At 59.4% G+C, this 17964-nt stretch carries 14 protein-coding genes and 2 pseudogenes; 7 read left to right on the plus strand and 9 right to left on the minus strand.

Features of this window, described 5'->3' with window-relative positions; genetic code table 11:
- From JCM12296_RS23760 to JCM12296_RS23790, 9 genes and pseudogenes are all read right to left on the minus strand, one after another.
- Positions 1 to 908 (minus strand): FAD-binding oxidoreductase (locus tag JCM12296_RS23760; protein WP_054698690.1); only part of this gene is annotated, 908 nt, incomplete at its 3' end.
- A gap of 126 nt (positions 909 to 1034) precedes the next feature.
- Positions 1035 to 2714 (minus strand): L-lactate permease, encoded by a 1680-nt coding sequence (locus tag JCM12296_RS23765; RefSeq protein ID WP_246804792.1) that lies wholly within the window; start codon positions 2712 to 2714, stop codon positions 1035 to 1037.
- Positions 2715 to 2918: 204 nt separating this feature from the next.
- Positions 2919 to 3116 carry a hypothetical protein gene (locus JCM12296_RS45520; RefSeq protein WP_246804793.1) on the minus strand — a complete coding sequence of 66 codons (198 nt, stop codon included), beginning with the start codon at positions 3114 to 3116 and terminating at the stop codon, positions 2919 to 2921.
- Between the two features lie 168 nt (positions 3117 to 3284).
- A pseudogene (locus JCM12296_RS51540) lies at positions 3285 to 3332 on the minus strand (hypothetical protein); the annotation flags it as partial.
- 194 nt (positions 3333 to 3526) lie between these two features.
- Positions 3527 to 4411, minus strand: a pseudogene (locus tag JCM12296_RS23770) (sigma-54-dependent transcriptional regulator); the annotation flags it as partial.
- Positions 4404 to 5747 carry a hybrid sensor histidine kinase/response regulator gene (locus tag JCM12296_RS23775; protein ID WP_083456456.1) on the minus strand — a complete coding sequence of 448 codons (1344 nt, stop codon included), beginning with the start codon at positions 5745 to 5747 and terminating at the stop codon, positions 4404 to 4406. The pseudogene JCM12296_RS23770 and the gene JCM12296_RS23775, both read right to left, overlap by 8 nt.
- Positions 5663 to 6235, minus strand: a complete 573-nt coding sequence (locus JCM12296_RS23780) for a hypothetical protein (RefSeq protein WP_054698694.1) — start codon at positions 6233 to 6235, stop codon at positions 5663 to 5665. The genes JCM12296_RS23775 and JCM12296_RS23780 overlap by 85 nt, the downstream gene beginning before the upstream one ends.
- Positions 6232 to 7101, minus strand: coding sequence for an ABC transporter substrate-binding protein (locus tag JCM12296_RS23785; RefSeq protein ID WP_157067845.1), 870 nt, complete (start codon positions 7099 to 7101; stop codon positions 6232 to 6234). Before JCM12296_RS23785 ends, JCM12296_RS23780 begins: the two co-directional genes overlap by 4 nt.
- A gap of 217 nt (positions 7102 to 7318) precedes the next feature.
- Positions 7319 to 8119, minus strand: coding sequence for a substrate-binding domain-containing protein (locus JCM12296_RS23790; RefSeq protein ID WP_054698698.1), 801 nt, complete (start codon positions 8117 to 8119; stop codon positions 7319 to 7321).
- A gap of 412 nt (positions 8120 to 8531) precedes the next feature.
- Here JCM12296_RS23790 and JCM12296_RS23795 point away from each other — a divergent pair, with 412 nt between their 5' ends.
- The 7 genes from JCM12296_RS23795 to JCM12296_RS23825 all read left to right on the plus strand — a co-directional run.
- Positions 8532 to 10652 (plus strand): sigma 54-interacting transcriptional regulator, encoded by a 2121-nt coding sequence (locus JCM12296_RS23795; RefSeq protein ID WP_213182277.1) that lies wholly within the window; start codon positions 8532 to 8534, stop codon positions 10650 to 10652.
- A 467-nt stretch (positions 10653 to 11119) separates the two neighbouring features.
- Positions 11120 to 12562 (plus strand): hypothetical protein, encoded by a 1443-nt coding sequence (locus JCM12296_RS23800; RefSeq protein ID WP_054698699.1) that lies wholly within the window; start codon positions 11120 to 11122, stop codon positions 12560 to 12562.
- Between the two features lie 30 nt (positions 12563 to 12592).
- Positions 12593 to 13726, plus strand: a complete 1134-nt coding sequence (locus tag JCM12296_RS23805; RefSeq protein WP_054698701.1) for an iron-containing alcohol dehydrogenase — start codon at positions 12593 to 12595, stop codon at positions 13724 to 13726.
- Positions 13659 to 15425 (plus strand): aldehyde ferredoxin oxidoreductase C-terminal domain-containing protein, encoded by a 1767-nt coding sequence (locus tag JCM12296_RS23810; protein WP_218188253.1) that lies wholly within the window; start codon positions 13659 to 13661, stop codon positions 15423 to 15425. Before JCM12296_RS23805 ends, JCM12296_RS23810 begins: the two co-directional genes overlap by 68 nt.
- 207 nt (positions 15426 to 15632) lie before the next feature.
- On the plus strand, positions 15633 to 16613 hold the full coding sequence (locus JCM12296_RS23815; RefSeq protein WP_246804797.1) for a CoA transferase subunit A: 981 nt from the start codon (positions 15633 to 15635) through the stop codon (positions 16611 to 16613).
- A gap of 14 nt (positions 16614 to 16627) precedes the next feature.
- Positions 16628 to 17389: a CoA-transferase subunit beta gene (locus JCM12296_RS23820; RefSeq protein ID WP_054698703.1), complete on the plus strand. Its 762-nt coding sequence runs from the start codon at positions 16628 to 16630 to the stop codon at positions 17387 to 17389.
- 39 nt (positions 17390 to 17428) lie between these two features.
- A partial coding sequence (locus tag JCM12296_RS23825) for a (2Fe-2S)-binding protein (RefSeq protein ID WP_157067846.1) occupies positions 17429 to 17964 on the plus strand: 536 nt, incomplete at its 3' end.

Consider the following 17964-nt stretch of genomic DNA (forward strand, 5'->3'; position numbering starts at 1 on the left):
CCGGCCTTCTTGCAGAGGGTGACGACCTTTTCCGCCTCCTCGGCCACCTGGACCGGGTGGCCGTCCACCTCGATCAAGAGAATCGCCTGGGCCGTCACGGGCATGCCGGCCTTGGTGTAGTCTTCCACGTATTTGATGGTGCTGTGATCCAGAATCTCCAGGGTGCAGGGCACGATGTGGGCCGCGATGATGGCGGCCACGGTTTCCGAAGCCTTGTCGATATCATCGAAGACCGCCATCATGGCCTTGTTGGCCGCCGGCGGCGGCACCAGCTTGAACACGATCTCGTTGAAAACCCCCAGGGTTCCCTCGCTGGCCACCTGCAGGCCGGAGAGGTTCAGGCCGGTGACGCATTTGACCGTGCGCGAGCCGGACTTGACCAACTCACCGTTGACGTCGAAAAAATCGACGCCCATGACGTAATCCTTGGTCACGCCGTACTTCAGCCCCCGCAAACCGCCCGCATTCTCGGCCACATTGCCACCCAGGGTGGATACGGCCATGGAGCCGGGATCGGGCGGGTAGAACAGCCCCTGGCGGGCCACTTCGGCGGCGAAGCGGGCGGTCACCACACCGGGCTGGACAACGGCATACAAGTCCTGGGTGTTGATCTCGATGATCTTGTTCAGGGCATTGGTGAGCAGCACGATTCCACCCCGTTCGGGAATCGTGCCCCCGGAGAGGTTGGTGCCCGAGCCCCGCGGCGTCAGGGGAATGCCGTTTTGGTTGCACACCCGCACCACCTGGCCCAGCGCCTCGCTGGTCTGGGGGCAGACGGCCAGGGCCGGGACCACGGGTTCCAGGACGGCGGCATCATAGCTGTAGGCCTGCCGGTCGGCTTCTCCCTGCAGCACGTTTGGCTTGCCGACGATGGTCTGGAATTCTTTGATCAGCGCATCACTGAACATGGTTGCTTCTCCTGTTGCTGGGCGGGCCGGGAAGACGCGTGGCGCGCTTTCCCGGCGCCGGTCGGTTGGTTTTTTGCGATCCCATCCAAAAAGGTTAGTACAAGCCGGGAAAAAAGACAAAACTCATCAGCATGGCCACGATCCCGACGACGACGCCGTAAAGCAGGAACGGCCACACGGTTTTTTCAGAATCTGACCTTCCATGCCGGACAACCCGACCACGGCGCAGGCCGCCACGATGTTGTGGATGCAAACCATGTTGCCCATGGCGCCACCGGTGGCCTGGGCGGCAACGATGATCTGGCGCGGCAGGTCCAGCTGCGCGGCCACACCCCACTGAAACTCGGCGAAAAGCAGATCGGAGACGGTGTTGGAGCCGGTGATGAACGATCCCAGCCCGCCCACGAAGGAGGCAAACAGCGGCCACGCATTGCCGGCGATACCGGCCACCGCCTTGGCCATGGCCAGGGGCATGGACGGGTAGGCGTGTGGATTTAACAGCGCGTCGCTGATGCCGGAACCACGGAAGACGGAGACCAGGGCGACGGCCGCAAACAGGGCGATGGTCGGATTCTTCATGGTGGCGATGGACTGCTTCCAGGCGACCTTGACCTTCTCACCGGGCATGCCGTGAATGAAGATCGTCAACAGGGCCACCAGGGTGAACGGGATCGTGCCGGGCAGGTAGAGATAGGCGATGCTGGCGCTGACCGAATCAAAGCCCAGGATATGATTGAAGGCCAGCTTCTGGGCGGCCAGAAATCCCTTGAGGCCGAACTCGGGGATGCGGGTCACCACCAGGATCAGACCGATGAGAATGTAGGGCAGCCAGGCCTTGAACTGGGACATGTGCGGCTTGAACGTTGTTTGGCCGTCATAGCTGACATCTCCGGTCCAGGCTTTCTCCCATTTTTGGTGAGGCCCGAAGTCCCACGGCTCCGCCGGCATGCAAAAGCCCGCCTTGGCACCGGCGATGATCACGCCCAGACCGATCAGGCCGCCGATCAGGGAGGGGAATTCCGGGCCCACCAACCAGGCGAAGAGCAGGTAGGGGACGGTAAACGCGGTCGCCGCGAACATACAGAATTTCCAGGCCTTCAACCCGTCGCGCCAGGAGCGCGCGGGGCCAAAGAAGCGCGTGATGAAACCGAGCATGAAAATGGGCAGGATAAAGATCATCAGCGTATGCATCAGGGAGGCCCACTGGCCGACGACCATGTTGAATTCCCCCATGTTGCTGAAATTCAGTCCGGGAATTCCCGCCTGGGCGGCCTCGCCCACCAGCGGCTGGAGGAATTTCAGACCCAGGATGATCGGGGTGCCCACCGCTCCGAAGGTTACCGGAAAGGAGTTGAACACCAGGCAAATCACCGCGGCGGCCAGCGGTGGAAACCCCAGACTGAGGAGCAGCGGTGCCGCCAGGGCGGCGGGGGTACCGAAACCGGCGGCGCCTTCGATGAAGGCCGCGAACATGTATCCGATGATGATCGCCTGAATGCGTCGATCGGGGGTGATGTTCTGCATGCCATATTGAATCGTCTCCATGCCGCCGGATTGCTGCAGGGTGCGGAGAATCAGGATGGCGCCGAAGACAATGATCAGGATGCCGATGGCGGTGATGATGCCTTGGATCGAAAGCGCGGCCGCGTATCCGACGGGAAGACGCCACACCAGGATCGCCCCCAGGACGGCGGTCAACCACGCCAACGGCATGGCCCTGGTGGCCGGCCAGCGCAAGCCGACCATGAGTACCAGGGCCAGTAGAATGGGAATCGCGGCGACAAGTGCCAGAACAGCGGTAGACATAGACAGCTCCTTTGTTAAGCGGTTGGTGTGACCTTCTAACCGTGCTTTAACAAGAAGCGCGCCAGGTTCGTGATTTGTTATTAAGACTATAAATTACAGATGGTTATTTGTAATCAAGGATTCTTTCTGGAGCTGGGCAGACAGCCACGTCCGAAAAATCGGACGGCTGATCCGTGGGTTTGTCTGAAAAACCGGACTTAAACATCAGACTTGCCCATCGTCCTGTTTGAAGGCGATCCGGTTTTTCTTCAACAGGGCGTAGAAGTGGGATCGTGACAGCCCGGAGATGGAGAGGATGGCGGCGAGATCCCCCCGGGTCATGGCGATCAATTTTCTCAAATAGCGTTGCTCCATCATGGATTTGAAAGCCTTCAAGGAGGGCGTGGCTTCGGCCAGAATCATGTCGATATCACCCTGGAAAGGCGGCGGAGATGGGGCATTCGTGCGGTTCCCGTCGCTGGCGCGATTGGGTGAGGGTGCGCACGGGGGACGTTTGCCGATGATGCTGGCCTTGGCCGCGCTGATGCGCAGCTCCTTGGGCAGGTGCATGGCATACAGGGTGCCTTCCTCACCCGCCGCCACAAAGGCGCGTTCCAGCACGTTGAAGAGTTCACGCACATTGCCGGGCCAGTGGTAGGTCTCCAGAACCTCCAGGAAGTCCGAGCCGACGCCTTTTCAGGGGTGTCATAGCGTTTGGCGAGCTTGCGCACATGAAACATCACCAGATCGCGGATATCCTCCTTGCGGCAGCGCAAGGGCGGCAGGGTGACGTTCATCGTCTTCAGGCGAAAGAGCAGGTCGTCCCGGAACCGTCCGGCCCGGACTTCGTCTTCCAGGTTCTTGTTGGTGGCGGCGATGATCCGGAAATCGCTGCTCTCCTCCCGGTTTTCCCCCACCGGTCGAAAGCGCTTCTCCTGCAGGACGCGCAAGAACACCCGTTGGATGTTGAGTGGCATCTCCCCGACCTCGTCGAGAAACAGGGTGCCGCCATCGGCCAGCTTGATCAGCCCCGTGCGATCCCGGTCGGCGCCGGTGAACGCTCCCCGGCGATGACCGAACAGGGTCGATTCCACCAGGGTTTCGGTCAGGGCCGCGCAGTCCACGACGATGAACCGGTTTGCCGCGCGGGTTCCGTTTTCGTGAATCGTACGGGCGGTCAACTCCTTGCCCGTGCCGGTCTCGCCGTTGATCAGCACGCCGGCCTGGCTGCGCGCCGCCTGGGCGATGAAGTCCTGGATACCGCGCATCTCACTGCCGCGTCCTACCAGATGGCTCAGATCCAGGGCCACCACCGGCGTGGTACCCTGTTTTTCCTTGCGGTATTTGAGCACCCGCTGAATGCTCAGCAGGGTCTGCTTGACCGGCGAGGGCTTGACCAGGTAGTCCCATACCCCGCCCTGAATGGCCAGTTCGGCACCATCGGGATCCCCCTGTCCGGTGAGGATGATCACTTCCGGGGACCCGGGCATCAACTTGATCCGTGCCAGGGCATCCAGGCCGTTGCCGTCGGGCAGCCGCACATCCAGGAACACCAGATCGAAACGCCCCTTTTCCAGCTTCGCCAGCCCGGCGTTCAGGGAGCGGGCCGATTCACCGGCCAATTGCATGCGGCTCAGCAGGCTCAGCAAGGTGCCGCAGACTTCCGGATCATCGTCGATGATCAGGATATGGCCAAATTCATTCGCCGGTTCATTCATCTTTTTTCAACACCTCCTGGAGAACCTGGGCAATCGTGGATCGGTCGTAGGGCTTGAGCACGATCCGGCGCACGTTGTCCACGGGCACGACCTGTTCCACGGCCCTCTCCCGTCCACTAACGATGATCACCGGTACGCCGGGCATTTTCGTTGCCAGCATCCGGGCCAGCTCGATCCCGTTCATCACCGGCATGTCGAAGTCGGTGATCACCGCATCGAATCCATGGGGATCGCGATCCACCAGGGAAAGGGCGATGGCGGCACTATGGGTCGCGCTGACCGTGTACCCGATACTTTCCAAAACACGGGGAATGGTCTCGATCTGATCCGGATCGTCTTCCACGAAGAGCAGGTGGCCCGATCCCCTGGCCAGGTTGTCAACCGGCATGTCAAGTACCTCGTAGGCCCCCGTGTGCTCGGGGATCAGCACGCTAAAGGCCGTGTGCCCCGGCCGACTGTCCACGTCGATGGCTCCCCGGTGGGCGCGGACAATACCCAGGACCACGGCCAACCCCAGACCGGTTCCCTCGGTGACCCCTTTGGTGGTAAAAAACGGATCGAAGATTTTGTCCATGATCTCGGCGGGGATGCCGGGGCCATCGTCGGTTACCACCAGCTTGGCATAGCGGCCGGGGGAGAGGCCCAAAAGCTCGGCCCGTTCGCCTTCGATCAAGGCCTCGCCAAGAAAAAGGGTAAGCGTTCCGCCGGTCTCCCGCAAGGCATGGAAGGCATTGGTGCAAAGATTCATCACGATCTGGTTGATCTGGTTCGGATCGGCCATGCACAGGGGCAGGCGCCGGCTGATTTCCTCCCTGACCGTAATCGCCCGGGGCAGGGAGGCGCGCAGAAGCCCCAGGGCTTCCTGGACCACGTCCTGGATACGCGTGGGGAGCATGCCCTCCTTGGACGGCCTGGAGAAGGTGAGGATCTGCTTGACCAGGGCGCTGCCGCGCTGGGACGCCTTGAGCGCGCGGTGAAGATCCTTGCCGGCGGGCGTGTCGCCGGGCACATCCATCAGTGACAGTTCAATGGAGTTGATCACGGAGGTTAAAATGTTGTTGAAATCGTGGGCGATGCCGCCGGACAGGTTGCCGATGGCCTCCATTTTCTGGGATTGCAGAAGCTGTTTTTCAAGATTGACCGCCCGGGTCACATCCTCGGACATGGTCAGGGTGCCGACCACCCGTGAGGATTTGTCCCGCAGGGGGACTTTCTTGACTTCCAGTTGCCGGACGTCCCCGCTGGCATTGGTCACGCTGCGCTTGATGCCCGGCATGGGCGTTTCGCTCTGCATGACTTCCTGGTTGAGCCGGTTGGCCCACTCGGCATGCGCCATGTAGTATTTTTGGCCTCTCCCTGAAGGGTCTCCAATCCCTTGGGATCGTCCGCGCCGAAAAACTGCAGGTAATAGCGATTGGCCCCCAAAATGGTGTTTTCGCGGTCCTTCCAGCAGATCAACTGGGGGATGGTGTCCAGCAGCAGTTCCTGAAAGGAGAGTTGGTTCTGCATGCGCTGTTCGACCGCCTTGCGCTGCATGATATTGCGTGTCAACAGCAGGGTGAAAAGCAGCAGCGTGACGATGGAGACGATAAATATCCAGAACACCTGCTTGTTCAAGCGGTAAAAGGATGGGGGACGGTTGATGATGGTGCTGTCGTCGGGAAGCTGGTCCAGGCGGATGCCTTGCTCCTTCAAAATCGTGTAGTCAAATTCGAACGGAGCATCCACATTTTCGCGGATCGGCAGACGATCGGGCTTGGCGCCGGCCAGGATTTTCAGGGCATACTCGGCGGCCAGGCGTCCATGGGTCTTGCCGGAGATCATTTTCCCGCCCACCGCGCCGTGGCCCAGCAGAAAGGCCCAATTGGTGTAAATCGGCGCGACGTACTGCGATGGACAATTTCCAGAATTTCCGTGGCCGAATAAAAGCGGCCTTCCAATTGAGTGTAAAAGGGAATGAAGTAGAACAGGGTGGTGTCCGAGGCATCGGCCATCAAGGCGTTGAGCTCTTTCAGGCTGGAGAGGATGCAGGGCACGAAGGTCAGCCGGCCGGCAAAGCGGTCCTTGACCGCCAGTACCTGGTGCATGATGGAGATGCCCGTCGTGGAGGCATCCCCGATGATGACCAGCCGGTTTTTGCGCGGGTGCAGGCGCAGGGCGACATTCAAGGTGGCCTCGACGTCGACGTTTTCGATGATTCCCGTCATGTTGCGGTTCTCGAGGGCTGCGGGATCGACGTCATTCAGTCCGCAAAAGACCACGGGCAGGTCGGGAAAGAGTGCCTGGCCGTGGGCCTTCCAGAATTCAAAGGCCGGATTGTCCGAAACGACCACCAGGTCGAAAGTCCGGCTCTGAAATTTGCGCTTGTACAGATTCACCAGCAATGGGGCGATATGGGCGCTGGCATATCGTTTGAGGTCCATGTACTCGACCTGCAGTTCGACGGCCGAATAGGAACTCAGCCCGCTGCGCAGGCCCTCGAGAATTTCATCGGACCAGGCGTATCCATCGTGATAGGAGTTGAGGTATAAAATGTTGGCGCGAATGGATTTTGCCGCAGAGGATAGCGCATCGTTTGCCGGCGGCGGGCCGGCCATGGCGACGGCCACCGACACCAACAAGCTCGTTATCACGGTGAGGATGCCGGTGGCTGCGGGTGATCGGGTGCCAAACGGTGTGGGTCGTGTCATAAGCCGCATTTACGTTAAAAAAGGTCCCGGATAGTGATGATTTCTTTTTTGTCATAAGCGTAAAGCAGGCGGATAGGCAAGTGCCAACTTCCATGTGCTGGATTCAGGACGGGGCGTCAAATGGACGGATAGGGTAACCGCATTTGGAACCGATTCGGGAAAAAACAAGTCCCCCGAGGGGGGCGGGGGACTTTGATGCTGAGGAATGGATTAACGGCTATTTGGGAAGAATACCATTTTTGATCATGATCGCCTTGGCCTTGTCCGAGGTCAGGTAGTCGATAAACGCCTGGGTTGCGCCGGTCGGTTCGCCCTTGGTGACCAGGCTGAAGCTTTGGGCGTAAGGGTAACCCGGCGTGTTGTATGCCTCGCCATTCACGCGCAGGATCTTGATCGACGCATCGCGGGCACTGGACCCCTTGGTGATGAACGAAATACTGCCCGGCGTATTGTGGACCACATCGACGACCATGGTCGAACGGTAGGTCATGATGGCATACTTGATATCGAAGCGCTTTAAGGCCAACTGCGAGAAGTTCCTGAAGGCGGCGGTGCCCTTGCCGGGCGCGACGACGACGATGTCCCGGTTGGGGCCGCCAACCGCCTGCCAATTGGTGATGTTGCCGCTGAAGATATCGCGCAGCTGCTCTTCGGTCAAATTGTCAACGGCGGTGTCGGGATGGGTGATCACCACCAGGGGGGCCTTGCACAAGGGGACTTCCTTGTATCCATAGTCGCCCATGGAGCGGTTGATCCGTTCCGCCGTCCCGGCCACATCACACACCTGGTTGTAGAGGCGCTGCATGGCGGTCCCGGACGAAGAGATGAATAGATCGATCTTCGTTCCGGTGTCTTCGCCGAATTTTTCGATCATTTGGCCGCCGATGATATCATAAAGCTGAGCGGAGGTGCTGAACCTGACCGTTGAACCCGCGATTACCGGCGGGACGCAGACCCAGCTGAAAAACAGGATGAAAAGTACCAGTTGCCCGATCCCGATCAGATAAAATTTTTTCATGGTGGACCCCTTTTTGTGATTTTAGGTGGTGATTTTCCAACCGGATTCTGTCTCCATGCGGAGGCCGGCAATGCCGCTTGACGGGCTTTCTCGGCGGCACGCGGTTGCCATTTATCGATTGAATAAAATGGCAAGGCCGATGCCAACTCCGCGAGCGTGTCTGGATTTTTATAATCCTGATATATTGTGATGGGTTAAACGCGTATGACGGGAAGGTCGGGTTTGGACGGGGGATGTAGCCTGTCAGTTTTTTTACAGCCTGAAAAATCCGCCCCGGTTACATGCCGTTACCCGCTACCGGACCATCGGCAGGCTTGCGGGGGGCCTTGGCGTTTGGTATGGCATATGCCATTTTTGCGGGAAACCAGGGTAAATGCCCGCTGGACAACAATGCTTTCCCGGATGGAGAACCATGGTTTCAATGCGCCTGGCTGATTTGCTGAATGATGATATCCTCAATCTCAATGCCGATGCCATCCTGCTGCGCGCCGCCGAGCAGATGGCCGCGGCGGCCTGCGAAAGCGCGCCGGTTTTCATGGACGACCGGTTTCTGGGTATTTTTGCTCCGGCAACCTGCTGGACGATGTTGCTTTCGCCGGTGCACCAGCGCCAGCCGGTGACGCGTTATCTGGTCAAGTCGCTACGCCGCCTGCCTTTGGAGGCAACGATTACCCCGGAAAGCGCTGGTGGATGTGCCTTTATCGTGGGGATCGACACCGACGGTGCCTATGCCGGCCATGTGGCCACGGCGGATTTGGCCAAGGCCATGGAAGCGAGTGGTGGCGGGGCCGCGGACTTGGCATCCATGATCCTCGACTGCCTGCCCGTTGGCGTTCTGGCCATCGATACGGCCGGCATCCTGACCCTCGTCAACGCCACCGCCGAGGAGATCCTGCAGCGCCATCGCAACAAACTTGTGGGGCAACCCATCAAGGCCGTTGTGCCCAAGAGCCATCTGGACGAGGCCCTGCTCGCCGACGACATCCGCATGGGTACCCTCACCATGGGCGGGCAAGTGATCATGACCGCCCATAACCCCATCCGGCACGGCGGGGTTGCCTGCGGTGCGGTGTCGGTCTTCCAGCGCATGGAAAAGTTCGAGGACATCGCCGCCGAACTGGAGAGCATGAAGGATCTGGCGGCCGAGCTCAACGCCATCTTCGAGAACTCCTACGACGGAATCTACATTACCGACGGAGACGGTTATACCCTCAGGGTCAACAAGGCCTATGAACGCATCACCGGTCTGAAGCGGGACGGCCTCATTTCCCGCAACATGAAGGACATCGTCAAAAACGGGCTGATCAGCGAGTCGCTGACCTTCAAGATCAAGAAGAGCGGGGTGCCCATGACCATCACCCAGAAGATTCAGGGGGCCAAGGAGATCCTGGTGTCCGGGGTGCCGATCTTCAACGAGAGCGGCAAGCTCTCGCGGGTGATCACCAGCGTGCGCGACATGACCGAGCTGAACAATATCCGCACGCAGCTGGAGAAGTCCAAAGAGCTGGCCTCACGCTACGAAGAGGAGTTGAACCAATTGCGATCCAGCCAGAACGAGGCCCCGGACTTCGTCTGCAACAGCAAGCGCATGACCGCCACGATCGAGCTGGCCCTGCGGGTCGCCAAAGTGGATTCGACGGTGCTGATCCAGGGTGAATCCGGGGTGGGCAAGGAGATCATCGCCAACCTGATCCACCAGCACAGCCCCCGGGCAAAGACCGGCTCGTTCATCAAGATCAACTGCAGCGCCATCCCGTCGGACCTTTTGGAATCCGAGCTTTTCGGTTACGAGGAGGGGGCCTTCACCGGCGCGCGCAAACGCGGCAAACCGGGCATGTTCGAGCTGGCCCACAACGGAACCTTGTTTCTGGACGAGATCGGAACGATCTCCCTCGAACTGCAGGTCAAATTGTTGCGCGTGATTCAGTTCAGCGAGATCATGCCCCTGGGCGGCGTGGAGACCCGCAAGGTCAATATCCGCCTCCTGGCGGCCACCTCCAAGAATTTGGAGGAGCTGATGCGCGAGAAGAAATTCCGCGAGGATCTTTACTACCGCCTCAAGGTGGTTCCCATCCGCGTGCCCCCGCTGCGCAAGCGGCAGGACGACATTTTTCCGCTGATCGTCTTCTACCTGGACAAGTTCAACCAGAAGTACCAGTTGGCCAAGAAGGTTTCCAGCGAAGCCACGGACGCGTTGACGCACTACGCCTGGCCGGGAAACGTGCGCGAGCTGGTCAACCTGGTCGAGCGGTTGGTGGTGACCACCCCGGACGATGTGATTCATGCGCGTGATCTGCCCGCTTCCATCATCTCCCCGGACCCGTTCTGTCAGACCCTCCCGGAACCGGGCGGTGAGCCACTCAACACCCTCCTGGACCGCATGGAACGCGAGATCCTCGTACGTGCCTTCCGAGAGCTGAAAACCACCCGCAAGGTCGGCGAGCATCTCAAAATCAGCCAGAGCGCGGTCATGCGCAAGGTGAAGAAACACCGTCTGCAGTTCAAGCGGGGGTGGGACGCCAATTCGATCTGATGGATGCATGGCGCGACGCCTGTATGCCATCACCAGAATGCATGAGTTATCTGGTGTGCAGCGAATCGAAACCGGTTCAATGCTCCGATATAGATTTTATAATTTAATATCAGTATATTAATCTTGTACCGAGCTTCGATGAATATTGTTCAATATATTCTGCATCGGCAGCAATTAGGTCTGGCCTCCTGTTAACCGGCTGAGTGCACACGGAAAAAGAGTGTATTTTCGTTCAACCGGGCGTACGGGCGGTTTGTGAGGGATATCGACAAGCGAGTGAACCGATTTCGGTTCACTCGCTTTGTTTTTGGTCCTCCTTATCTTAAATAAATAATAATTTCAATTTGTTATCATTTATGTAGGCAATGGCACCGTCTGTGCTAATAGAAATTTCCGCAAATATTGGCCTGAGCACGTTGATCTTTTACCTTACGAAACTGATGAACTTGGATGGAAAAGGAGGACCTATGGGGCTGCATTTGAAGACGGCACTTCGCAAGGACGGGCAGGAACAACCGGGCATCAAGTTGGGAATTTTTACCCTGCGGCTGCCGCTGGTGCATTTTCCCATCGAGATGCCTGAGATTATCCAAGCGCTGTTCATGTTTGTCACCGGCCTGTCGGCCACCGCATTTTTGCAGGATATGTTCGACATGCCTTTCGAGATCGCGCTGACCATCGTCCTTTTCCACGAAATCACCTACTGTTTGCACCAACTGCTCGGTGACCCGCTCATTTCCGGCTGGATCACCCCGGCGATTCCATTGACCATCGGCTACCTGAGCAAATACGCCATGGGTATGCAGCGCCTGGAGGCCCTCATCGCCCTGCAGATCAGCGTCGGCGTCCTTTTTCTCGCGCTCGGCATCAGCGGCATCGCCCAAAAGATAACCAACCGGCTGCCCAACTCCATCAAGGGCGGCATCATCCTGGGCGCCGCCATCGCCGCTGTCACCGGAAAATACGGTTTTTTGCCGGCCGCGGCCGGTGGCAAGGGTTTTGCCATTTTCCCCTTTAGCATTTCGGCCGGCATGGCCGTGGCCTTTTTTCTCTTGTTCTCGGTTGGATTCAAACAGATGCGCAGTGCCAAATCGGCCCGCGGCATCGTCACCGTGGCGGCCAAGTACGGCATGGTTCCCGGCATCATCGCCGGCATGATTGTCGGCATGATAACCGGTGAGGTGCCTGTGCCCACCATCGACAAATGGGGATTTTTCATTCCCCATTTCAAAACCGTCTTTACCACCTGGTCGGTCTTTGGCGTCGGGCTGCCCTCCCTGGATGTGTTTATCGCCGCCCTTCCCATGGCCGTGGTGGCCTACATCATCGCCTTCGGTGACATCGTCGTCGGCGAAACCCTGATGAAGCGCGCCAACAGACAACGCCCCGATGAATTCATCGACATCAACACCAACCGCACCAACGTCCTCTGCGGCATCCGTAATGTCATCGAAGGTTCCCTGGCCCCGACGGTCACCCTGGCCGGTCCCCTTTGGGCGGCCATGACCGTGGCCGTCACCGAACGCTACGCCCAGGGCAAGAAGGCCATGCTGACCATCTTCGGCGGCACCGGCACCTTCAATATCATGAAGTTCGCCTGCATTCTCTTTCTCCCGCTGGTATCGATCTTCAAGCCGGTACTGCCCCTGGCCATCGCCCTGACCCTGATGGTGCAGGCATTTGCCTGTTTTTTCATCGCCATGGAGATGACCGACACCAACGAAGAGAAGGGCGTGGCCGGCATCACCGGCGCCATCCTGGCCACCGCCGGTCCGACCTATGGCATCGCCGCCGGGATCATTCTTTATTTTGTCGTCCAGAAACTGGGAACGCACCTGCCGGTTCCCGGTGACCAGAAATTGTCTGTTCCGAAGGCATCGGTATCCATTGCGACACAGGAAGAGGCTTAATCCGTTCGACTGCAAAGAGGAGAATCAACCATGTCCAATCCGTTTCAATTCACCCTTCCGACCCAAGTGATCTACAAACCGGGCGCCATCCAGGATCTGGGAACGGTGCTTGCCGATATGCAGGTGCAAAAGGCCCTGATCGTCACCGATCCCGGGCTCACCGCGGCCGGCTACGTCGAGCCCATCGAAAAGATCCTGGACGCGGCCGGGATCGACTACCGGGTTTTCAACGATGTGGAACCCAACCCCAGTGTGGAGACGGTCGATAAAGGGGTTTCCGTGTACGGTGACCTGGCTTATCAGGTGATCGTCGCCCTGGGTGGGGGCAGTCCCATGGATGTGGCCAAGGCCGTGGCCGTGCGCGTGACCAATGACAAGGCCGTGCCCGCCCTGGAGGGGGCCGACCAGTTCGACAACGATCCCTTGCCGGTGATCGCCATTCCCACCACGGCCGGCACCGGCAGCGAGGTCACGCCCTTTGCCGTGATCACCAACCGCGAGAAAAAATACAAGCTGACCATCATCAGCCAGCGCATCATTCCCAAAATCGCCATTCTGGATCCCGGCCTGATCGCCAATCTGCCGGCGGCGATTGCCGCGTCCACGGGCCTTGATGCCCTGACCCATGCCGTTGAATCCTATACATCGCTTTTCGGTTCGGCCTATTCGGATGCCTTTGCCGAGAAGGCCATCGACCTGATCGGCAATTACCTGCGCCGCTTCGTGGCCAACCGCAAGAATCAGGAGGCTGCCGGGTCCATGCTGATCGCCAGTCTGTTCGCCGGCTTGGCCTTTGCCCATTCGCGGTTGGGTAACGCCCATGCCATGGCCCATCCCCTGGGCGGATTTTTCAATGTGCCCCACGGCGTGGCCAACGCGATCCTTTTGCCCCATATCATGGAATACAACAGCATGGCCGTGCCGGAGAAGTTCGCGCGCATCGCCCAACTTCTCGGGGAAGTGCCGGAGGCCGAAAACGCCATCCTGGCGGTTCGCAAGCTGAACAACGATCTGGGCATTCCGGCCAACCTGTCGGCCGTGGGTGTTCAGGCCGATGCCATCGAGGCCATGACCGCCGATGCCATGAAGAGCGGCAATGTGCTGGCCAACCCGCGCCAGACCGGTGTTCCCGAGATCCAGGCCCTGTTCCGCCAGGCCCTGTAAAGCATATGAGGACAACCATGCAACAGATCCTCCGTATCGATATGTCAACCCTTTCCGTCTCCCGGGAAGAAATGCCGGCGCTTACGCCGGCCTGGGGGGGCGGGGGCTCACCTCCCGCATCATCAGCCGCGAGGTGCCGCCCAATTGCCTGCCCCTGGGAGCGGACAATAAAATCGTATTTGCTCCGGGATTGCTGACGGGGTCCCAGGCGCCGTCATCCGGCCGACTCTCCGTGGGGGCCAAGAGCCCCCTGACCGGAGGTATCAAGGAAAGCAACGTGGGCGGCACCGCAGGTGTTTGCCTGGCCCGCATGGGCATTGGCGCCTTGATCGTAGAAGGTGTCGCCGATGGTACCTACATCCTGGAAATCGACGGTGATGAAGTCCGCTTTCAACCGGCCGGCGAGTTGAACGGTCAATCCAATTACGCCGTCGGTCGCAGCCTGGTCGACCGCTATGGCGCCAAGACGCCTTACATCACCATCGGACCCGCCGGCGAAGCCGGGTTGGCCGTGGCCACGGTGGCGGTCAGCGATCTGGAAGGTCGCCCCACCCGGCATGCCGGACGTGGGGGCATGGGGGCCGTGCTCGGCGCCAAGGGCGTCAAGGCCATGGTGCTGCTGGGCAAGGGATCGGCCCGGGAACCCCGGGATCCTGAGCGGTTCAAAACGGCCGGCAAACGGCTGGCCAAGGAGCTGGCCGCTGGCAGGAAGGCCCTGACACGGTACGGAACGGCTGTGTTGGTCAACGTGATCAACGAGGCCGGAGCACTACCGGTGAACAATTTCCGCCATGGTTCGCTGGCCGGGGTGGAGGCCATTTCCGGTGAAACCCTGGTCAAGAACTGTGAATCCCGCGGCGGACGGACCGGTCACGGCTGCCATCCCGGATGCGTGATTCGCTGCTCCAACATCTACCACGGCGCCAACGGGAACTACCTGACCTCGGCCCTGGAATACGAGACCATCACCCTTTTGGGAAGCAATTGCGGCCTGAGAAACCTGGATCAGATTGCCGAACTGGATTTCATGTGTGATGATCTCGGCATGGATACCATGGAGACCGGCACCGCCATGGCCGTGGCCATGGAAGCCGGCACCTTGCAATGGGGCGATTTTGAGGGTATGAAACGCTGCCTCGGCGAGATGGCCAGCGGCACGGTGCTGGGACGGCTGCTCGGCCAAGGCGCTCAAACCGTGGGCCGGACCCTGGGGGTAAAGCGTGTTCCCACCGTCAAGGGACAGGCCATCGCCGGGTACGATCCGCGGGTCTTGAAAGGCACCGGGGCGACCTACGCCACCACGCCCATGGGCGGCGACCACACGGCCGGCAACTGCCTGCCGGGCCGCACCGGGCTCAATGACCGCGACAAAGAGGGTCAGGTCCGGGCGTCCCGGGAGATCCAACGGTACACGACCCTTTTCGACAACCTGGGCATGTGTATCTTCGTGGGGCCGGTCAAGCAGAGCATGGCGGCCGTCGGCGAGTTGTTCAACAGCTACTGTGGTCTGGCCTATGGCGAAAATGAGCTGCTCGCCCTGGCCGATGGGATTTTAAAGGACGAACTGGCGTTCAACGAAAAGGCCGGAATCACCCGCTACCAGAACGACCTGCCGGCCTTCTTCCGCACCGAGGCGCTGCACACCGGACTGGTTTTCGATGTATCGTCCGAAGAACTGGTGAATGCATTTGATCAATAATGATGGACTCGTAAAAAGTCGTATTTCCGGCGGATTCGTAACAAGCCCGAGATCAAGGCTTGCGAATCCCTAAGGAGCGAGGCGTACTTTTTGCGTACGCCGCAGTGACGAGGGATACGCGTAACGCCGATATCGGGCTTGTTACGAATCCGTCAATAATGGAGGGTCGCTTGGCAGCACTGCCTGCCAGGCGGAAAGGATTCACAATTGTCGAAGCTGGCAAAAGACAAAGTCATGCCGCTGGAGGCGGCAGTAAAAACCTATGTTCACGATGGCTGCCACATGGCCATCGGCGGTTTCACGATCAACCGCAATCCCATGGCGGCGGTTTACACGATCATACGCGCCGGGATCAAGAACCTGCACCTGTACGTGCACTCCAACGGTCAGGCGGTCGACGAGCTGATCGGGGCCGGGTGTGTGGCCAAGGTGGAAATCGCCTACGGCGGCTCGGGAAAATTCGCCGCCACCTGCATCCGTTTCCGCAAGGCCATCGAGGCAGGGCTGCTTCAGGTGGAAGATTACTCCAATTATCAGATGACCCTGCGGTTTCTGGCCGGGGCCATGGGGGTCCCTTTTCTGCCCACGCGCTCGTCCCTGGGATCGGACATTGTTGATAAGTGGGGGTTTTCCGAAGGCCTTCGCCGCTCCGATCCCAAGCTGCCCAATCGCAAGCTGACCGTTCTGGACAACCCCTTCGAGGATTGGGGCAACACCGAAAAGGTCGTGCTGGTGCCGGCCATCACGCCCGATGTCACCCTTCTTCATGTACAGCAGGCCGACCGTGCGGGAAACTGCCGCATCGACGGCCTCAGTTTCGCCGATGTGGAGCAAGCCAAGGCCTCCAAGCACCTGGTGGTCACCTGCGAAGCGTTGATGGAAGGCGACGCCCTGCACGAAAATGCCCATCACAACCAGATTCCCTTCATCCATGTGGATGCGGTGGTGCATGTGCCCTTTGGGGCCTACCCGACCGCCTGCTACCAGCATTACGACTACGATCCGGCCTATCTGAAGGCATATGCCGTGGCGGCCAAGGACGATGAGAAGTATAAAGACTACCTGGACACCTACGTATACGGCGTGGCCGATCACCAGACCTTGATCGAGCGCATCGGGACCGAACGGATGGACGGCATCAAGGCCGACCCGCGCACGGGATATGCGGCCAATCTGGACAGGCGCTGAAAAGGGAGCGAAATATGGATTATACCCTAAGAGAAATGATGACGGTGGTTGCCGCCCGTGAAATCAAGAACGACGATATTGTCTTTTGCGGCACCGGCATATCCATGCTGGCGGCCATGGCGGCCAAAAGCATCAACGCTCCGGACTGTGTGATTTTTTTTGAGACCGGCGCCATCGACGCCGCACTCGAGGAAATTCCCATGGCCGTCGCCGACTCGCGCGTGATGTATCACACGGCTTCCAGCGGCGGCCTTCTGGATGCTTTCGCCACCATGCAAAACCCCACCACCGGGCAAAAGGTGATTGGCATTCTGGGCGCGGCCCAGATCGATATCTTCGGCAACCTCAACTCCACGGTGATCGGCGACTATTTTGCTCCCAAGACCCGCTTTTCCGGTAGTGGCGGCGGTTGTGACGTGGCCTCCTTCGTGCCGCGCAGCATGATTTTCATGCAGCATGAGAAACGCAAATTCGTCAAACAGCTGGACTACCTGACCAGTCCGGGACACCTGGACGGTCCCGACGGCCGCCGCAAGGCTGGTCTTCCCGCGGGTGGACCGGAACTCGTGATCACCAACATGGCCGTGATGCGTTTTGATGACACCACCAAACAGATGTACCTGGACGGGGTTTATCCCGGCATCGAGCCCCAGGCGGTGCTGGATCAAATGCAGTTTTCCGTGGACATCTCACGGGCCAGGGAAGTTCTGCCGCCTTCGGCCGGGGAGCTCGCGATTCTGCGGGAGAAATGCGACCCTCAGCGACTGATTCTTTAGAATTTCAAAATGTTGTATATAAATAAGGAGATCGCCTGAATGCAAAAGAAAAGAGTACGTATTCGCATCAACGGGCAGTGGCGGGAGTGGATCATCGATCCCAAAACCGCCCTGCTTGATCTGTTGCGCAACGATCTGCGTCTGACCGGCGCCAAGCAATCCTGTGATCGCAAGGGCCAGTGCGGCGCCTGTACCGTGGTTGTGAACAAGAAAGCCGTCCGCTCCTGCTTGACCCGTGCGGGCGATATCGACGGCGCCGATGTGATCACCGTTGAAGGATTGGGCACGCCGGACAATCCCCACCTGATCCAGGAGGCCTTCGTGCTCGCCGGGGCGATCCAATGCGGCTTCTGTACCCCGGGCATGATCATGACGGCCAAGGCCCTTTTGGACGAGAATCCCGATCCGGATGACGCGGCCATTACCCAGGCCTTTCGCCGCAACCTGTGCCGCTGCACCGGCTACACGAAGATCATCGAGGCGGTGCGCTTGGCCGGCCGCTTCCTGCGCGGCGAGGCCAAACCCGAGGAGATGCGTCCCCTGTCCACGGACCCGGCCATGGGCACCGCCCATCC

This window comes from Desulfosarcina cetonica JCM 12296 (genome assembly GCF_001311845.1).
GTDB lineage: Bacteria > Desulfobacterota > Desulfobacteria > Desulfobacterales > Desulfosarcinaceae > Desulfosarcina > Desulfosarcina cetonica.